The 18082-nt window shown below is 72.7% G+C and carries 15 protein-coding genes; 3 read left to right on the top strand and 12 right to left on the bottom strand.

All coding sequences use genetic code 11. From position 1 onward, the window contains the following. Positions 1-229 precede the first annotated feature (229 nt). A complete protein-coding gene (locus JQN83_RS06000) occupies positions 230-1735 on the bottom strand; it encodes a CehA/McbA family metallohydrolase domain-containing protein (RefSeq protein WP_208566038.1) in 1506 nt (501 codons plus the stop codon). Between the two features lie 526 nt (positions 1736-2261). On the opposite strand from JQN83_RS06000, the gene JQN83_RS05995 reads away from it, so the two are divergent. Continuing rightward, positions 2262-3899 carry a fibronectin type III domain-containing protein gene (locus tag JQN83_RS05995; protein ID WP_208566037.1) on the top strand — a complete coding sequence of 546 codons (1638 nt, stop codon included), beginning with the start codon at positions 2262-2264 and terminating at the stop codon, positions 3897-3899. An 88-nt stretch (positions 3900-3987) separates the two neighbouring features. On the opposite strand, the gene JQN83_RS05990 is transcribed toward JQN83_RS05995, so the two are convergent. Genes JQN83_RS05990 through JQN83_RS05970 form a run of 5 tightly spaced genes read right to left on the bottom strand, consistent with a single transcriptional unit; the run spans position 3988 to position 11381 of the window. Next, positions 3988-6816: a DUF5682 family protein gene (locus JQN83_RS05990; RefSeq protein WP_208566462.1), complete on the bottom strand. Its 2829-nt coding sequence runs from the start codon at positions 6814-6816 to the stop codon at positions 3988-3990. Positions 6817-6875: 59 nt separating this feature from the next. Beyond that, a complete protein-coding gene (locus JQN83_RS05985; RefSeq protein WP_208566036.1) occupies positions 6876-7988 on the bottom strand; it encodes an ATP-binding protein in 1113 nt (370 codons plus the stop codon). A 14-nt stretch (positions 7989-8002) separates the two neighbouring features. Further along, positions 8003-9529 (bottom strand): VWA domain-containing protein, encoded by a 1527-nt coding sequence (locus JQN83_RS05980; RefSeq protein WP_244251846.1) that lies wholly within the window; start codon positions 9527-9529, stop codon positions 8003-8005. Next, positions 9526-10914, bottom strand: coding sequence for a hypothetical protein (locus tag JQN83_RS05975; RefSeq protein WP_208566035.1), 1389 nt, complete (start codon positions 10912-10914; stop codon positions 9526-9528). Before JQN83_RS05975 ends, JQN83_RS05980 begins: the two co-directional genes overlap by 4 nt. After that, on the bottom strand, positions 10914-11381 hold the full coding sequence (locus JQN83_RS05970) for a hypothetical protein (RefSeq protein WP_208566460.1): 468 nt from the start codon (positions 11379-11381) through the stop codon (positions 10914-10916). The genes JQN83_RS05975 and JQN83_RS05970 overlap by 1 nt, the downstream gene beginning before the upstream one ends. A 299-nt stretch (positions 11382-11680) precedes the next feature. Here JQN83_RS05970 and JQN83_RS05965 point away from each other — a divergent pair, with 299 nt between their 5' ends. Continuing rightward, complete coding sequence (locus JQN83_RS05965; RefSeq protein WP_208566034.1) at positions 11681-12178, top strand: DinB family protein; 498 nt, start codon at positions 11681-11683, stop codon at positions 12176-12178. 77 nt (positions 12179-12255) lie between these two features. Here JQN83_RS05965 and JQN83_RS05960 read toward each other — a convergent pair whose 3' ends face one another. From JQN83_RS05960 to JQN83_RS05945, 4 genes are all read right to left on the bottom strand, one after another. Beyond that, complete coding sequence (locus JQN83_RS05960) at positions 12256-12483, bottom strand: hypothetical protein (protein WP_208566033.1); 228 nt, start codon at positions 12481-12483, stop codon at positions 12256-12258. A gap of 154 nt (positions 12484-12637) precedes the next feature. Beyond that, entirely contained in the window at positions 12638-12994 is a 357-nt protein-coding gene (locus JQN83_RS05955) for a VOC family protein (RefSeq protein WP_208566032.1), read from the bottom strand. Between the two features lie 252 nt (positions 12995-13246). Continuing rightward, positions 13247-13747, bottom strand: a complete 501-nt coding sequence (locus tag JQN83_RS05950; RefSeq protein ID WP_244251844.1) for a nucleotidyltransferase family protein — start codon at positions 13745-13747, stop codon at positions 13247-13249. Between the two features lie 88 nt (positions 13748-13835). Continuing rightward, on the bottom strand, positions 13836-14429 hold the full coding sequence (locus JQN83_RS05945) for a TetR/AcrR family transcriptional regulator (protein ID WP_208566030.1): 594 nt from the start codon (positions 14427-14429) through the stop codon (positions 13836-13838). 53 nt (positions 14430-14482) lie between these two features. Here JQN83_RS05945 and JQN83_RS05940 point away from each other — a divergent pair, with 53 nt between their 5' ends. Then, a complete protein-coding gene (locus tag JQN83_RS05940) occupies positions 14483-15247 on the top strand; it encodes an SDR family oxidoreductase (RefSeq protein ID WP_208566029.1) in 765 nt (254 codons plus the stop codon). Between the two features lie 139 nt (positions 15248-15386). Here JQN83_RS05940 and JQN83_RS05935 read toward each other — a convergent pair whose 3' ends face one another. Next, complete coding sequence (locus JQN83_RS05935) at positions 15387-15947, bottom strand: GNAT family N-acetyltransferase (protein WP_208566028.1); 561 nt, start codon at positions 15945-15947, stop codon at positions 15387-15389. Further along, positions 15944-18055, bottom strand: coding sequence for a penicillin acylase family protein (locus JQN83_RS05930; protein WP_307799048.1), 2112 nt, complete (start codon positions 18053-18055; stop codon positions 15944-15946). The genes JQN83_RS05935 and JQN83_RS05930 overlap by 4 nt, the downstream gene beginning before the upstream one ends. Positions 18056-18082: the final 27 nt, after the last annotated feature.

Genomic DNA, 18082 nt, shown 5'->3' with positions numbered 1-18082 from the left:
GAGCGTATGACCTGCGCTTTCGGGTGGTCAAGATTCACAACCGGGGGCCGGTACGCGATTCGCCAATTGCCCCACACCCGCTCGAACACGGGCGTTTGATGGCGACTCGGCGTCCACCCTGGACTCTCGTCCGCCCGGGAAGATCCGCGCCGTACGCCGGATCATATTCACCGTCGTCGACCGGGTGTGGGCGGTCCCGGCCCGCCGTCGGCGGGCCGGGACCGGGCGGTCAGCGCACCCGGACGAACACCGGGTTGGAGTAGAACCACAGGTCGCTCCACGGGCTCTCCAGCCCGTCGGCGAGCGGCTCGGCCTCGTCGGTGCTGGTGCCGCGTACCCGCAGGTAGCTGTCGGTCCCGACGTCGCGCAGGGTGTGCCGGATGACGTACTGCGCGCCCTGCTGCTGCCAGTCGCGCGGGCCGAACCGGGCCACCACGGCGGTGGTCGGGTTGGTGTCGGCGTCCCGGTCGACGCTCGGACCGGTGACCTGCCCGACGATCAGGTCCACCCGCCGGACCTGCGGGCGGTCCCCGTTGCCGTTCGTCCCGGCCGGCGGCCGGAACCGGATCACGACGTCCACGTCGGTACGGTTGCGCCGGCTGACGGTGATGGTCTCGCCCGCCCCGGCCGAGTGCCCCTGGCTGCTGGCGGTGACGTCGAGCCGGTTGATCAGGTCGCCGGTGGTGACGAAGATCCGCCCGTGCCGCAGGCCGTCCATGATGTCGTGGTACTCCTGCCGGGCCAGCACGTAGGTCTTGCTGTACTCACCCGGCCAGAAGTCGGTGCCGCCCCGGGTCCAGTGCACGTGCGAGTCGGAGGTCGCGGTGATCCACCAGTGCCGCCCCTCCCCGAGCAGCGCGTCCCACAGCCCACCGACCCGGGCGGTCGCCTGGTCGTAGCCGCCGTAGGTGGGGTGGTTGCCGTAGCCGCCGCGCGCGCTGCCGTTGAGCGGGCCCGCCTGGTGGCCCGGGGCACCCTCGAAGCCGACGTACACGTCCGGGGCCGCGTCGTTGCCGTTGCGGAACTCGTGCGGCAGGTCCTGGCCGTAGACCCCGAGCCCGGTCGCCGAACGGGAGGTGTGGTGGGCGATCACCAGTGGCTTGTGCGGCATGTTCCGCGCCACCTTGAGGAACTCCACCATCTTGGCCTCGGTGTCCCGGCCCGGGTCGGCCGGGAACGGGTCCCGCTTGGCGAACCGGCTCTCCAGCTCGAAGAGCTGCTTCGCCTCGTCGGCGTGCCGCGGGATCATCAGGGTGTGGTGGTCCATCGCCGGGGCGTCGAACTCCATCCCCCAGAACTGCAACACCTCGGGCACCAGGCGACGCGACCGCAGCAGATCGGGGTACGCCTGCTCCAGGTTCACCTTGGAGTGTGTCGGCCCGCCGTGGTCGGTGCACATCGCCCAGGTCAGCCCGAAGTTCTTCGCCATGATCGCGTTGGTGACGATCGGGTAGACCGCGTCGGCGCCCTTGCGGAACGTCGGCGGGTTCGTCGAGGTGTCGAAGTCCCCGCTGTACTCGGAGTGGATGTGGTGGTCGCCGGCCCGCCAGACCCGGTTGTCGGGCCGGCCCGGGTCGGCCTGCGCCTGATCCTGCCGGTCCGGGTCGGCGTGGGCCGCCTCGACCCCCACGAACGGGCCGGCGGCGGCGAGCGTCGCGCCGAAGCCCGCGTATTTCACCAGTTGGCGGCGTGACAGCTGACCGCCTGTGGCGTCCTCGGAATCCCTGTGCTGCACTGCGGAGCCCTCCACATGATCCGGATGTCGACCGTGTCGGTGACGAAGCCTCCGAGAGGAGGATGAACGGCCGCTGCACGGCACGCGGGGCAGGGGTGAACGACGGCCGGCCAGGCCCGCCGCGCGTCCGGACCGGTTGGTGGCCGGGTCGCCAGGTGCCCCGGCCCCGGCTGCCGTCCCGGGTCGCCTCCCACGGGTGGGATATCTATTCAAATGCATTTCCCGCTTATCGATGAGAAGGAGATCTCATTGACCACTTGCTATGCCGCAACTAGTATTCGGTGCGCAGACGGTCAACGGGGAGCGGTCGCGGTATCCACATCGAATGCTATTCCGGTGTCGCGCGGCCGATTCGTCAAGCTCCTGGCGAAGGCATTCCGGAGCAATTCCCCGCCACCTATTACACGACCGATCCCGAGAAACGCCGGGCGGGTCGTGGTGTCGCGTGCGTGGGGGTCACCGGGAGGTGGCATCGACTCCCGGCACGCACCGGTCAGGACCGACCACGCCGAGAGGAACCCACTCCATGCGCGCTGACCCGATCCGCCGCCGCCCCCCGGGCACGGCACTGCCCCTGCTCGCCGCGGTGGCCGCGATCGTCCTGCTCCTCGCGGGGACCCCGAGCCACCTCGCCGGTGTCCACCTCGCCGCCGCGGTGGACATCACCGACACCCCCGGCACCATCACCGACCAGTGGGGGACCACCGGACTCGAGGGCATCGACAAGATCGTCGACAACACGCCCTACCGCAAGTACTTCACCTACAGCGGCGCCGGCTGGATCCAGTTCGAGGCGACCACGGCCGCCGTGGTGACCAGCTACGCCGTCACCTCCGCCAACGACTGGCCCGACCGTAACCCACGCAGCTGGGTCTTCGAGGCCTCCACCACCGGCAGCAGCTGGACACCGCTGGACACCCAGAGCAACCAGACGTTCATCACCGGCTTCCACCGCAACACCTACTCGTTCGGCAACACCAACGCCTACCGGTACTACCGGCTGCGGGTCACCGCCACCAACGGGTCGGTCAACATGCAGATCGGCGAGTGGCAGATCTACGGGACCACCACCGCCACCACCCCGGCGCCGGCCGCGCCGACCGGACTGGTCGCCACCGCCGCCACCGACCAGATCCAGCTCACCTGGACCGACAACACCCGGTGGGAGACGGCCTACCGGCTGGAACGCTCGACCAACGGCAGCACCTGGAGCACCGCGTACGTGCTGCCGGCCAGCACCACCAAGTACCACAACCTGAAACTGCCGGCGGGCACCCACTACTACTACCGGCTGCGGGCCGAGGGGGTGGCCGGCAACTCCAGCTACGCCACCGCCGACACCACCACCCTCAGCGCCACCCCGGCCACCACCTGGACCGAGACCTGGCACGCCCCCAACGAGACGCTCACCCGCTACTACTACGACGCCAACGTGGCCATCTACCGCGATCCGGGTCTGGCCTCGACCGACCTGACCTGGGTGAAGGACTACGCCAAACAGATCTGGGAGTACGTCCAGGCCAACTACGGCAACCTGAGCGGCCAGCGGCTGTACGAGGTGCTGCACGACGACGCGGGATCGGGCGGGTTCGCGCTGAGCCAGTTCGACCCCAACACGGCATTCCGCGACGTCAACGACATGAGCGGCGGCGGCTGGGGAAACACCGACCTCAACGAGGACGTCGTCTCCCACGAGATGAACCACACCGTCGAGTTCACCGCGTTCGGCGTGAACGGCTCACCCGCGTACGGCATCTGGGGTGACAGCAAGTGGGCCGAGATATTCCAGTACGACTGCTACGTCGGCACCGGGCGGACCACCGACGCCACCCGCTGGAAGAACGCCAAGCTGCTCACCTCCGACAATTTCCCGGTCGCCAACACCTACTGGTTCCGGGACTGGTTCTACCCGATCTACCAGAACTACGGTGGCAAGGTCGTGCTCAACAAGTTCTTCCAGTTGCTCTCCCAGCATTTTCACCAGTTCGACGGGGTCTACGCGCGGGACCTCAACTGGGGGGAGTTCGTGCACTTCTGGAGCGGCGCGGCCGGCGTGAACCTCAAACCCCTGGCCACCACCGCGTTCGGCGGTTGGCCCACCGACTGGCAGGCGCAGTTCGTCCAGGCGCAGGCCGACTACCCGGGCGTGACCTACACCCCGTGACCCGGCCGGGCGCTGGTGCCGCCACCTCAGCTGCGGTGGCGGCACCACCCCCGGTGCACCCGCGCGCACCCGGCGGGCCGGCCGGTCGTCAGCCGCCGAGCAGCACCGACACCGCCTCCACGGTGGCCGGATGGGCGAGCAGCAGCGTCGTCGCCGCCGACTCCGCCGTGGCGTCGACCGGCTGCGACCACTCGCCGTCGCAGCCGAGCAGCCCGGCGACCGCGTCCACCGCCGCCGGATGCCCGGCGAGCAGGGTGTGCACCTGCCCCACCGGCCCGGCCCGACGTGCCGTCCCCGTGGCCGCGGGTGCGGGCGTCGAGGTCAACCAGGGCGGCACCCAGGTGTCCAACTCCGGCAGGGTCCCCGGGAAGGTGCGCGCGGCCTCCCGGACCAGCACCGGCACCAGCTCCGGACCGTGCTCCCGCAGCGTGGTGATCAGGGTGGGCAGCCAGGGCAGCAGGACCGGATCGGGCAACCGGGCGAACGCGGTGGACATCGTCTCCACCACGAACGGCGCGAGCCCCGGCACCGGCTCCAACGCGTGCACGAAACCGGACAGGTACCTCGGGAACGCCGGCACCACCAGCGGGTTGTCCAACAGTTGCCGGCAGCGCTCCCGCAGCTCGGCCAGCGGCAACAGGCCGAGCTGGTGCCGGGCCGCCCAGAGCAGGGCGACCTTGGCCGGGCTCTCCGGATGCGACTGGGCCACCGCGAGTTCCAGCTGGGACCGGTCGCAGCCCAGGGAGAGCGCCAGACTCTCCATGCTGAACAGGAAGCCCAGCATCGCCCCGACCTGCCGGACCCCGGTCTCCTCGTCGACGAACGCGGTCGGCAACAGGGTGCAGTAGTGCGCGTACCCGGTCGTCACGAACGCCTCGCACCAGGCCGGCAGGTCGGGTGCGGTGGCCCGGTGGTGGGCCAGCAACCGGCGGATGCGCCGCAGCACGTCCGGGGCGTCGTCCACCGTGCGCTCGGTGGACAGCAGCTCCACCGCGCGGGTGCCCAACTCGTCGACCAGCCGGGGACTGTCCAACAACCGGATGGCGTCCTCCACGGCCGCGAGCGCGCCCGCAGCGGTCGCGTCGGGGCCCCGGACCGCCCGCCGCAGGCGCTGCTCCAGCACCTGCTCGACGGTCACCCCCTCGTAGCCCAGCTCGATCAGCGCCCGCTGGTGGCGGCCCAGCGACAGGTCCCAGCTCTCCTGGATCGACCGGTGCCCCAACCGGCGCTCACCCATGATCGGGCGGACGGCGTCGGCGGGGAGCAGGTGCCGCAGCATCCACAGCAGATCCGAGCAGCCGGAAAGCGCCGGGGTGGCGTGCAGGTCCAGCAGGGCCCGCTGGACGGTGCGCTTCTCCAGGTCCAGGCCGAGGGGTTGCAGCCGGTCGAGCACGTCGCGGGCCAGCGGTGGCAGGGCGTCGTAACCGACCTGTCCGATCCGGTCCCCGCCGAGCAGGATCTCGCACAACCGCCGCACGTCCCGCCGACCCGGCACGACGTCCTTCTCGATGCAGGTCACCGCCGCGTCGGCGAAATCGTACGGGGTGGGTCGGGCCCGGTTACGCAACCCGGCCAGCAGGATCGAGGTCTCGAACACCGCGATCGCGTCGGCCGTGCTGGCCAGGTACCCGTTGCGGCGGGCCAACCGGACGATGTCCACGCACCACCCGCGCAGCTCCGCCTCGTCCAGCCCGTCGAGCGCCGGTGGCGCGGCGAGGAAGCCGGTGAGCCGGTCGGCGACCGGACCGGCCGGCGTGGCGACCGGCGGGGTGGCCTTACGTTTGCCCCGGCCGCCCTTGACGCCCCGCTGACCGTCGAGCCGGTACGGGGCCAGGCCCGACCGGCCGACCGCCCGCGTCCAGTTGGCGGCGGCGATCGACACCGACCCCGGTGCCAGCCCGAACTGCGCCTCGATGGCCGAGTGGCTCGACGGGATCAACCCGTACCGCCAGCGGGTGCCGGTGCGGGGGGTGATCGGGAAGTCCGGGGCGGGGGAGTCCAGGCCGAACTGCTCGACCCGGCTGGCGGCGTGGAACGCGCCGCACACGTAGAGACAGTCCGCCGGGTCGGCCCCGGACGCGGCGAGGTGCTCCCGCATCCGGGTCCACATGTAGCGCTCCCGGTCCTCGTCCCGGTCGGTACGGTCCGACCCGGCCGGCCGCAGCCGGCGGAACAGGCTGCCGATCAGCACCATCACCTGCCGGTAGGTGTCGTGGTCGGCGTCGGCGAGGGGACGCTCGACGTACTGGTCCCACCACTCCGACCAGTGCCGCACCTTGCCGTGGTGCAGCAGGTACGCCTCCAGCTCGGCGAACCGGGGCCGCAGGTCGCCGATCTCCACGCCGACCGCGTCGCCGTGCAGGGCCGCCTGCTCCCCGGCCTCGCCGCCGGCCGCCTCCGGTGCGGTGTCGGCCGGCGCGTCGGTGGCCGCCGGGGCGTCGCCGCGCGGTGACCACTGGAAGACGTGGTCGGTGGAGCGGTCCACCAGCACCAGTTCCACCCCGGGTGTCTCCAACGCGTACGCGATCGCCTGGTACTCGGCGGACGCCTCGGTGACCGGGGCGACGACGCTCAGCGGCCCCCACTCGGCGGGGAAGCCGTCCAGCTCGGAGGCGAACGCCTGCACCGCCACCGGCAGCCGACAGTTGCGCAGCTCGCCCAGGAGCGGCTGGAGATCCTCGCACAGCTCCAGGTAGATCACCTTGGGCTGTTTGTGCCGCAGCCGACGTACCATCGCCAGCGCCGAGGCCGGCGAGTGGTGACAGACCGGGAAGATCTCCAACCGCTCGCCCAGCGCCCGGTCGACGTCGTCGACGATGCCGGCGAGGATGCCGGCCAGCGCGTCGGCGGAACCGGCGAACGTGGCCGCCGCGTCGGTGAGCTGCTCCCGCAACGCCCCGAACGGCCCGGCGGTCACCCCGCCGGTACCGGCGACGGCGGTCGCGGGCGGCGCGGCGGTGCCGGCGTCGGCGGTGGTCACGACAGCGAGGCGATCGCCTGGCGACCGCCGTCGAGGAAGCCGGCCCAGCCCTCGCCGTCCTTCTTGGCCCGGGGCTCCACCACACCGTGCAGGTACTTGTTGAGGATCGCCAGGTCCTCCGGGCTGCGTCGGGCCAACGACCCCACCAGCGAGGAGGCCAGCGTCTCCACCCGCAGGGACCGGTCGCCGAAGAACTGGCTGTGCAGGATGGCGTCCTCCAGCACGCCGATCTGCTCGGCGGTGGACAACGCCGACTCCAGCTTCTCGTCGTCGCTGGTCGCCGCGGCGGCGGCGGCCCGCAGGTCGGCGAAGCTCTGCAGCAGGATGTCCAGCAGGGTGGGCGGCACGTCCAGTTCGATGCGGTGCCGGCGCAGCAGCTCCTCGGTGCGGAACCGGACGATCTCCGCCTCGCTGCGCTTGTTGGTGACCACCGGGATGCGGACGAAGTTGAACCGGCGCTTCAACGCCGACGACAGGTCGTTGACGCCCCGGTCCCGGCTGTTCGCGGTGGCGATGATCGAGAAACCGGGCTGGGCGAAGACGATGTTGTCGTCGTTCAGCTCGGGGATGGAGACGTACTTCTCCGACAGGATGGAGATCAACGCGTCCTGCACGTCGCTGGTGGAGCGGGTCAGCTCCTCGAAGCGGCCCACCACACCCTGCTCCATCGCCGTCATGATCGGCGACGGGATCATCGACTCCCGGGACTGCCCCTTGGCGATGACCATCGAGACGTTCCACGAGTACTTGATGTGGTCCTCGGTGGTGCCGGCGGTGCCCTGCACCACCAGCGTCGAGTTGCGGCAGATCGCGGCGGACAGCAGCTCGGCAAGCCAGCTCTTGCCGGTGCCGGGGTCGCCGATGAGCAGCAGGCCCCGGTCCGACGCCAGGGTCACGATGCTGCGTTCGACGAAGCTGCGGTCACCGAACCACTTCTGCGGGATCTCCCGCTCCAGACCGTCGGCCCGTTCCGAGCCGAGGACGAACAGCCGCACCATGCGCGGGCTCAACCGCCACGAGAACGGCTTCGGGCCGGTGTCGACCGACTCCAGGTAGTCGAGTTCGTCGGCGTACTTGACCTCGGCGGGGGCACGCAACATCTCGGACATGAGGGGTGATTCTCCTAGGTGAGGAAGCTCTTGAGCTCGAAGACGAGTTTGCGGATGTGACCGGAGAGCACCGGGGTGCCCAGGTCCTTGAGGCGCTGCCGGAACCACGGGTTGACGCTCTGCTGGCCGGAGCTGCTGACCGAGCCGACCGGGATGAACCGCACCCCGGAACGGTGCACCGCCTCGATGCCGTCGAACAGCGGCTGGGAGCGGTCGAACTCGTAGAAGTCCGAGATCCACACCATGACCGTGTTGCGCGGCTCGACGATCTTCGGGCGGGCCATCGCCATCGCCACCGGCCCGTCGTTGCCGCCGCCGAGTTTGGTACGCAGCAGCACCTCGAACGGGTCGTGCACCCACGGGGTCAGGTCCAGCGCCCGGGTGTCGTACGCGATCAGGTGCACGTCCACCTTGGGCAGCCCGGCGAAGATCGAGGCCAGGATGGTGCAGTTGACCATCGAGTCGACCATCGACCCGGACTGGTCCACCACCACGATCAGCCGCGACGGGGTGGTCTTGCGGGCGGTCTGCCGGTAATAGAGCCGGTCCACGTAGAGGCGCTCGTCCTCCGGGCTCCAGTTGGTGAGGTTCTGCCAGATGGTGCGGTCGAGGTCGAGGTTGCGGTAGACCCGCTTCGGCGGCACCGACCGGTCGATCGTGCCGACGCTGGTCTGCTCGACCTGGGTACGCAGCACCTCGGCGACCTCGTCGACGTACCGCCGGATCAGCGACTTGGCGTTGGCCAGCGCCACCCCGGACAGGTTGGACTTGTCCCGCAGCAGTTGCTCGATCAGCGACATGCTGGGGGTGAGCTGGGCGGCCAGCTTCGGGTCGGCCAGCACCTCCCGCAGGTGCATCCGGCGGACCAGGTCGCCCTCCAGCCCGGCGAGGGTGCCGCCCAGTCCGGTGCCGCCCTGCCGACGCAGTTCCCCCGGCGGGCAGCCGAGCGCCTGCTCGAACCAGCCGGCGTCGGCCTGCCACCGGGCCAACTGGCCGGCGCTGACCGGCCCGGACCCGGTGCCGAAGACGTTGAGCAGCAGCTTCGACACCAGCGCCGCCCGGCGTACCTCGGCCTCGCCGGGCCGGTGCGGGCCGCCGTCGCCGGCCGCCGGGTGACCGCCGTCGGTCGTGGCGTCCCCCTCGGCGGTGACACCGGCCGCCTCCGTCGTCGCCCCGTCGGGCTCCGTCGCCCCGTCGGCCGGCGGGCCCTCGCCGTCGCCACCGGTGGCACGGCCGTCGGCGTCGTCGGCGCTCGCGGCGGGCTCGGCAACGAGCAGGCCGCGCAGTTCGTCGGCGAGCACGGGGAAGCGCTGCAGGACGGTGTCCACCGACACTGTCGGGTCCAGCAGCGCGGCGGGCAGACCGAGGTCGTCGACCACGGCCACGCTCGCCGACTCCAGCGTGGGCTGCTCGTCGGGGTCGAAGAGCCGACCCAGCAGCCGCCAGTAGAGCACCTGCCGACGGTTGGCGGCGGCGAGGTCGCCCGGCTGTACGGCGTCACCCGCCGGCACGGTGTCGCCAATCGCTGTGGGCTCGGTCATCGGCGCAGCAACCGTCCCGCGCGTTCGCGCAGTACGGCCACGGCGTCGCCCGCCCGGGACTCGGCCTTGGCCACCTTGGGATCGGTCACCCCGTCGGCCCAGTCACCGTTGTGCGCCTCGACCGGCCGGCGTTTGACGGTGGCCTGCACCGCCAGCGGCTGTAGCAGCCACCGGCCGTCGTCCCAGCGGATCAGGCCCAGGCAGGTCGACGACGCGGCGACCAGTGCGGGAGTGAGCGGCCCGCCGGCCGGCAGCCGGTCGAGGGCGACCGCGAGGCGGTGCCCGTCGAGGTCGATCGCTGCTGCGTCGTCGTGCACGGTGTAGCCCTCCAGCAGCACCGGTTCGGCGATCGCCACCGGGTGCCGGTCCAGCGGCGGGAGCGCCGTCGCCGTCGCCGTGCCCAGCAGGACCCGGGCGGTGGCGAACGGGTCGGCGGGCTCGCCCACCTGCGCCTGCCCGTCGACCCAGTGCAGGTCGCCGTCCTGCGCCGGCAGGTCGGTGACGGTCAGCGCCCGGCGCTGCGCGATCGCGGTGAGCAGCGCCGGGTACGCCGACAGCAGCCGCCACACCGCCGGCCCACCGATCGTGGCGACCTTGGCCGCGCCCACCGTCACCCGGACCAGCCGGGGCGGCGTGCCGTCGGCTGGTTCGAGGATCGCGTGCAGTTGCACCTGGACGGCGGTCTCGTGCTCGTGGACGTCGACCCCGAGCGGCAGGAGCCGACCGGTGACCCGTTCGATGGCGGGCACCGGGGCGGGCCCGTCCTGGGCGAGCAGCACGGCCCGGGACCACAGGTCCGCCCAGCGGCGTACCGGCACCTGCGCCATGGTCGCCACCGGCAGCCCGGCCCGCAGCTCGGCGGCGAACCCGTCGAGCAGCACCGCCAGCCGGCGCGACTGCGGTTCGGCCAGCGCCGCCTCGACAGGCGTGCCGACGGCGGAGAGCAACTCGTGGTCGATGCCCCGCCAGCCGGCCAGGGCGGTCTCGTGCAGCCAGGACCGGGCTGCGGCGCGGGCGGGGGAGGGGTCACCCGCTGCGCCGGTCGGGGTCCACGGGGCCCGGTGCCGCCCGAGGGCGGTGTCGAGCTGGTCGAGCAGGGCGTCGTGGGCCGCGCCGAGCAGGGCCGACCGCGCCCCGGCCAGCGCGGCCAGGTGTTCCTGCCCGACCGACCCGGCGGTCACCTTGCCGACCGCCTCGGCCACCCGTTCGCCCAGCGGGGTGCCCACCACCGCGTCGGCCAGGGCGGTCAACGCGGCGGCGTCCTGCTCGCCGACCCGGGCGAAGCCCCGCAGCAGGGCGTCGTCGAATCCGGCGACCACGTCGTCGGCGTCGGTCAGCCCGGTGGGGGTGCCGTCGCGCAGCTGCGCCAGTTGCGTGCCGAGCATCAGCGACCCGCCCCGGTCGACGGGAACCAGTGCAGCTCGGGCAGCACGGTCGTGCTGGCCGGGAGCTCCAGGTAGGCCAGGTGGCGCAGGAAGCGGCTGAACACCACCGCGGCCGAGGTCGGCTCGTGCCGGGCGTCGAGCCGGGACAGCAGCTCGACGCCGGTCTGCGTGCCCTCACCCGCGTCGACCCGCAGGTAGCGGGCCACCCGGTCGACGCCGTACTGGAGCACGGCCTCGTCGGCGAGGGACTCCAGGTGCTTGCAGGGTGCGCCGCGCAGCCCGCCGCAGGGCCGGTTGTTGTTGGTGCTGCAGTGGTAGGCGTGGCTGCCGGCGGTCACCGAGGAGACGTAGACCCGCTCGATGTCGGATCCGCTGGACACCACCCCCTGCAACCGCCCGTCGGCCAGCTCGACGAAGGGCACCTTGGCCAGTTTGCGGGGCCGGGCCGGCGGCACCACCGCCAGCACGCTCCGCCGCCGCGCGGCCCCGTCAGTGTCCGTCACCGCACGTCCTCCCACCCGCCGCAACACGGCGTCGACCATGGTTGATGGCGTGCGCCGGCCGGGGCCGGCGTCGCCGTGACCACAAGATCATGGGTCACGGGTACGACAGTTCCCGGGGTTCCGACCACCCGGCGCGAAGCGGCATCCGACCCTCCCGGACGAGCCCGGGCCGGTGGTCGGCATCCGGGCCGGCCGCGGTGCCACCGGCGTGCACCCGCGTCGCGCACCCCCATCGCCACGGGCGTATCTGGAATGCTGCTCCCATGCCTGCCTTCCCGCCCACCTTCGCCGACCAGGTGGTCGCCCAGCCGCTCCGGGCCCAGTTCGAGGCGTTCCTTGACGAGCACCGCGGCGCGCTCGACAGGTGCCTGGACGGGTTGACCGAGGAACAGGCGCGGCGGTCGTTGGTGGCCTCCCCGACCACGCTGCTGGGTCTGGTGAAGCACGCGACATTCGTGGAGAGGGTCTGGTTCGACGAGGCCGTCACGGGCCGGTCGCGCGCCGAGCTCGGCATCCCCGCGACGTCGGATGAGTCGTTCGTCCTCGCCGACGACGACACGATCGCCACCGTGCGGCAGGCCCACCGGGCGGCCTGCGCCGCGTCGCGGCGGGCGACGGCCACGCTGGGTCTGGACGACATCCTGTCCGGGCACCGGCGGGGCCCGTTCCCCCTGCGGTGGGTGTACCTGCACGTGCTGCGGGAGTTGGCCCAGCACTGCGGGCACGCGGACATCCTGCGCGAGCAGCTCCTCGACGGCTAGCCCACGGGGTCGGTCCGCCCTCGGGGCACCCGCGCCCACCGGAGCGGGATGCGACGCCACCTGACCGTGGGGCGGTGCTAGCGGTCCCGGTTGCGGGGGTGCCGCTTGGCCGCGCGCTCGTTGCCGTGCTTGTAGTTGCCGGTGAGGCGGGCCATCAGCTCCTGCGGATCGTCGCTGTCCACGTCGACCAGGAACCGGGCTGCGGCGGCGCCGCGGAGCACCGAGGCGGGGCGGCCGTGGTGCAGCACTTCCACGTCCCCGTTCTTGCGGAGACGATAGGTGAATCCCTCGGGGGTGCCGGACATCGCCCCATCGTCCTCAAGGACCGGCCCGTACGCGACCGGATTAGTTGCTTCGAAGCGTCGTGGCCTCTATCACCGTCAGGTGGGGTCGGGCCACCGACCGCGACCCGGGATCGACATGTCCTCGCTGTCGACGACCGCCCGCGCCCCGGACCCGTCAGTCGTAGTACTGGACCAGGCAGAACTCGTTACCCTCCGGGTCGGCCATGACCGCGACCACACCCTGCTCGTGGTTGTGCCGCTCACCGGTGTACCTACCGCCGAGGTCGATGACCGTGGCCATGGCCTCGCCGACGTGGTCGACGGCGATGTCGAGGTGGAGCCGTACCTTGCCCGTCGGCGGCTCCGGCACCGGCTGGAACACCAGCCGTGGCTGTGGGTCACCCCGTTCGCCGAGGTAGACCCAGCCCTCCTGCGCCGGGCCGGGTTCCCGCCCGAGCAGGGCGCCCCAGAACCGGGCCACCCGCTCGGGGTCGAGGCAGTCGATCGTGACGCCGGACCAGACGTTCGCCATCTGCTGATCATGGCAGAACGCCGGTCGGCCATCCGGTCACATCACTGCCCGCCGGGCTGGCGGGTCGGTCCCGGTCAGTCGTCGCAGGTCGCCCTCGCCGGTCGACGTGGTCCCTTTCGCCGGTCTACGTGTCCCTCGCGCCGGTGCGTCGGGACAGCTCACGCCTGCCCCACCACCTGGCCGTGCCGGTGGGCGTGACCGCCCGGGTGGTCGCCGAGCAGATGGCGCGGGGGAGCGCGAACCCCGAAGCTCCTAGACCTCCAACCGCAGCCCGGCCCACCGGCCGCGCCACCCCTTGGCCGTCACGCGCTCGCGTACCTTCGCGTGGCCTGCGGGGTGGTCGAAGGCCGGTGAGGGGCGGACCACCATGCCGACCAGGTCGGCCACGCCGTGGCAGCACACCAGGTGGACCGAGTCACCCCGCAGGGTGACCGCGACGCAGGTGGCCGTCTCGGGCCAGCGCGAAATCGCGTCCAGAGTGCCGAGGTAGGGGCCGTCGCCGGTGCGCAGGTGCATCCGTGCCTGGTTGCGGATCTCCCACGGCACCCCGGGCAGGAGCGTCGCGGCCCGGGCCTCGGCGCGGGCGTCCGCGCGGGGGTCCCGCTCCTGCGGGTCGAAGTAGGCGACGTCCACGTCGCGCGGCGGCAGGGCCGGCAGCTCGCTGATCGCGTCCCAGACCCGGTTGCGGACGAAGCCGGCACCGATCCACCAGTCCGGCAGGCCGAGGCCGGCCGTGGCCCGGAGGACTCTCATCGCCTCCGGGTCGGACTCGATGAGCCCCACCACGTCCTGTGCGCATGACCATCCCGGGGAGCCTAGGGCGGCGCCCACCCGGCCGGGGTCACCGCGGGTCATCGCCGAAGGCCGCCGCGAGCGCCGTCGTGATCAGGTCGGCCAGGTCGGTGCGCCCGTCGTCCTGTGCCCACCGCACCAACGCGGTGTGCATGACGGCCAGGCAGGCGCTGGCCGCCGCCGTGGCGCGGAAGGCCGCATCGGGATCGGTGGCCTCGTCCCCGAGCCCGTCCACGATGGCCTGTTGCAGCAGGTGGTGGTTGTCCAGGTGTCGGGCGCGCAGGGCGGGCGTCGAGATCATCAGCCGGAGGCGGGCCAGCAGGAACCGGTCGTCACCGGCGGTGAGCGTACGTGCCGACTCGACGAGCGCGGTGCCGATCCGGCGTACGAGGGGCTGCCCGGCCGGTGTCGCGGCGATGCGTTCGGCGACCAGTGGCCCGTTCTGGTCGGCCAGCACGAGATCCTCCTTGGTCGGGAAGTGCCGGTAGACAGTCATCGGGGACACCCCTGCTGCCGCCGCGACGTCGTTCACCGTCGTGCCGTCGTAGCCGCGCCGGCCGAACAACCGCACCGCGTGCGCCTGGATCATGCGCTGCGTCTCGGCCCGTCGCTGGTCCCGCAGGGTGGAGTGCCGCTCATTCACGTGGTAGACACTACCGCAGCGATAGTGACTACCAAGTGGGGAGTGGCTCACACATGAGTGACCTGAGCGGCAGGACGGCTCTGGTGACCGGGGCGTCGCGGGGCATCGGACAGGCGATCGCGGTCCGGCTGGCCGCGCGGGGAGCGGCCGTCATCGCGCACTACGGCACCGACGAGGACGGCGCGCGGGAGACGGTCGACCGGATCGGGCGCGACGGCGGCACGGCGTACGCCGTCGGCGCGGAACTCGGCGTGGACGGCGATGTCGAGACGCTGTTCGCCGGGGTGGTGGCGAGCCTGGCCGGCCGGCCACTGGACATCCTCGTCAACAACGCGGCGGCACCGCCCGCCGGCCCGCTCGGCGGCACCACCCGGGCCGCCTTCGACCGGCTGTTCGCGGTCAACGTCCGCGCGCCGTACTTCATCATCGAACGGGCGTTGCCACTGCTGCGCGACGGCGGCCGGATCATCACGATCTCGTCCGTGGCGACCCGGATGGCCAACCCCGGGCAGACGTCGTTCGCCATGACCAAGGGGGCGGTGGAGACGATGACCCTGGCCCTGGCCAACCAGCTCGGGGCCCGGGGCGTCACGGTGAACGCGGTCGCGCCGGGTGCCACCCGGACCGCGACCAACGCACCGGCCTTCGCCGCACCGGGCCTGACCGAGCTGATCACCTCGATGACGGCCCTCGACCGGCTGGGCGCTCCCGGTGACGTCGCCGACGTGGTCGCGTTCCTCGCCTCCGACGCCGCACGCTGGGTCACCGGGCAGGTCCTCGACGCCAGCGGCGGCCTCTTCCTGGGCCCGCGCGCCTGACCACCGCGCGGTCCCGGTGCGCCCGCATCCCCGACCCACCGCGCGACCACGATGCGCCCGCGTTCCTGACCACCGTGGCGGTCGCGGCACTGCCCGTGTGCCTCACCACCGCGCGGTCGTGGCCCGCCCGCCAGCCGGTTCAGGCCGGGACGGGATGGTCCGCCTCGAACCGCTCCCGGGTGAGGAACGCCAGTTGGGCCCGCTTGTCGGGCATGTCGATCTCGTCGGCGAAGGTGAACCCCTCCCGTTGCAGCCGCAGCAGCGCGAACCGGTTGCGCACGTCGGGCTCGACCACGATCCGCAGTCGGGTGGGATCGCGGAACAGGAACCGGGCCAGCGCCGGGCCGATCGCGTCGGTGAGCCCGCGCGGCGGTCGGCGGCCCGGGGCGAGCAGCAGGTGCATCCCGATGTCGCCGGGACGGACCCGGTAGCGCTCCCCGACCGGGTCGGCCTCCGGCTGGTAGGTCTGGAACAGGCCCACCGGCGTGCCGTCCAACCCGATCAGGTACGCGTGGTGGGTGCTCAGGCCGTCGACGTACGTGTAGACCTCGCGTACCTCCTCGACGGTGTACGACCCCATCCCCCAGAACGTAGCGCGGGGCTCGGTCACCCAGCCGTGCAGCAGCGTGGCGTGGGCGGCCGGGTCGACCACGGTGAGGCTCAACTCACCGAAGCCGGGGATCTGCTCCTGGTAGGTCACGGGGTCCTCGTCTCGGGGTGCGGGGTGAGGGTGAGGGTGTGCCAGTCGGTGCCGACGGGGATCAGCCCACCGGTGGCCCACAGCGGCAACTGGTCGGCGAAGTGCGGGTCGTCGGGGCGGCCCGAGACACCGAAGGGGACGATCCAGCGGCTCGCCGCCCGGTCGGTGAGGTCCCACACGTACCGGGCGACCGGCCCGCGCCAGCACGCGTCGGAGACCCCCGGCACGCTGGAGGTGGACAGCACGCAGTTGGTGTCGCCACCGAGCGCGGTGCCGTCACGCATCGCGGCCACCCGGTCGGCGACCACCTCGGACACCCCGAGGTGCAGCGGGTGCAGCAGGTGCCGCCGCCCCCAGGGGCCGGGTGGGTCGCCGGCCGCGACCTCCTCCAGCGCGGCGACGGCGAGCGGTTCGACCGCACCGCCGAGGCGGGGCAGCCCGGCGACGACCCCTTCCACGGCGTGCCCGATCCGGGCCAGCGGGTCGGTCCACGGGGCGAAGAGCGGGTCGTAGCCGCCGGGGGAGTGCAACGGGGCCAGGGCGGGGTGCGCGGACAGGTGCCGGACCAGCGCGGCCCGCCAGGCGGCGAACGCCCCGGCGTCGGTGCTGTCGGCGGCCATCCGACCGTCCCAGCCGGTCAGCCGGTCGCGCAGCCGTCGGGCCGGCCCACTGAGTGGCCCCGGGTCGAGCCGGGCGAGCAGGCCCCGCAGCACCGTCGACCCGAGCAGCGTGTCGGTGTGGACGGTGGGCTCGGCGACGCCGTCGGCGAGCAGTTCACCGATCCGGTGGGCCCGGTGCGGCGGGGCGAAGTCGACGCCGAGGTGGGCGGTGTCGTCGCGGCGGTCGTTGGCGCAGACCACCGGCCCGCCGACCTCGACGGGCTTGGCCGTGGCGTGGTCGCCGCGCCACCGGTAGCGGGGCTCCCAGCCGGGCACCGGTTCCCGTCGGCACCGGTCGTCGCGCTGCGGCACCAGGCCGGCGACGAGTTGGAGCACCGTGCCGTGCCGGTCGGCGACGAGCACGCTGTTGACCGGTTCGACCCAGCCACGCAGCGCGTCGGCGACGTCGTCGGCGGTGCGGGCCCGCAGCAGCGGCAGCAGCGCCTCGAAGCCGAGGCTCTCCGTCACCCGGGCCGGGGTGCGCAGGCTGAGCGCCTCCCCGGTGTGCCGGTCGTGGTCGACCACCGGCCCGCGCGGGGTCTCGATCACCTCGACGGTCTCGGTCGCGCCGCCGCGTACCTCGATCCGCTCGACGTGCCGGTGGGCCGGCACCCAGCCGTCGGCGTCGCGGACCACCACCCGGTCGCCGTCGCGGCGCAGCTGTTCGCGGTAGAGGTCCTGGTAGTCGGCCATCGCGTTGGTGACCGCCCAGGCGACGTCACCGGCGTGGCCGAAGTGTGGCAGCCCCGGCACGCCGGGGAAGGCCAGCCCGACCACGTCGAACTCGGGGCAGGCCAGCCGGATCTGCTGGTAGATGCCGGGCAGTTCGAGCAGCCGGTGCGGATCACCGGCGATGACCGGCCCGCGACCGGTCGTCGGGTCGGCGGGCAGCGCCCAGGCGTTGCTGCCGGAGCCGCCGGGCCCCTCGACGGCGAACAGCTCGCGGGCGTGCGGGCCGAGGGTGGCGGCGACGTGGGCGTGCCACAGCTTCTGCGGGAAGGTGCCGAACAGGATGTGCTGGACCAGGAAGACGCCCAGCGGCGTCCAGGGTCGCCACCGGCCGGGGGTGCCGCCGGTGGCGGCGAACTCCGGGGCCGCCGCCGCGCCGGCCGGCAACGCGTCGTTGACCCCGTCGGCGTACGCGGTGACCCAGCGCCGGGCGGCCGGGGTGAGCCGGTCGAAGCAGCGTCGGGCGGTGTCGTCGAGGCGGGCCCGCCGGGCGAACCGGTCCCAGTCGAGTTCGGTGGGGCCGACGTGGGCGGCGAGTCGGCCCTCGGCCCGCCAGCGTTCGACCTCGAGCTGCCAGGCCCGGTCGGTGGCGGCCACCCGGCCCTGCCATCGGGCCAGCTCGTCGGCGGTGTCGGCCCACAGGTGCGGTACGCCCCACCGGTCGCGGTGCACGCCGCTGGTCGGACGGTCGCCCGGCGGCGTGCCGGTCCCACTCTCCACAGGACTCCTCGTTTAAGTTACCCTCGC

It is taken from the genome of Micromonospora antibiotica, assembly GCF_017599305.1.
GTDB classification, from domain to species: domain Bacteria; phylum Actinomycetota; class Actinomycetes; order Mycobacteriales; family Micromonosporaceae; genus Micromonospora; species Micromonospora antibiotica.
This window is presented reverse-complemented; position numbering and strand designations above follow the sequence as displayed.

Coding starts and splice junctions, on each gene's coding strand:
- JQN83_RS05995 (WP_208566037.1), top strand. CDS start 2,262: ATGCGCGCTGACCCGATCCGCCGCCGCCCCCCGGGCACGGCACTGCCC.
- JQN83_RS05985 (WP_208566036.1), bottom strand. CDS start 7,988: ATGTCCGAGATGTTGCGTGCCCCCGCCGAGGTCAAGTACGCCGACGAA.
- JQN83_RS05980 (WP_244251846.1), bottom strand. CDS start 9,529: ATGACCGAGCCCACAGCGATTGGCGACACCGTGCCGGCGGGTGACGCC.
- JQN83_RS05975 (WP_208566035.1), bottom strand. CDS start 10,914: ATGCTCGGCACGCAACTGGCGCAGCTGCGCGACGGCACCCCCACCGGG.
- JQN83_RS05965 (WP_208566034.1), top strand. CDS start 11,681: ATGCCTGCCTTCCCGCCCACCTTCGCCGACCAGGTGGTCGCCCAGCCG.
- JQN83_RS05960 (WP_208566033.1), bottom strand. CDS start 12,483: ATGTCCGGCACCCCCGAGGGATTCACCTATCGTCTCCGCAAGAACGGG.
- JQN83_RS05955 (WP_208566032.1), bottom strand. CDS start 12,994: ATGGCGAACGTCTGGTCCGGCGTCACGATCGACTGCCTCGACCCCGAG.
- JQN83_RS05950 (WP_244251844.1), bottom strand. CDS start 13,747: ATGAGAGTCCTCCGGGCCACGGCCGGCCTCGGCCTGCCGGACTGGTGG.
- JQN83_RS05940 (WP_208566029.1), top strand. CDS start 14,483: ATGAGTGACCTGAGCGGCAGGACGGCTCTGGTGACCGGGGCGTCGCGG.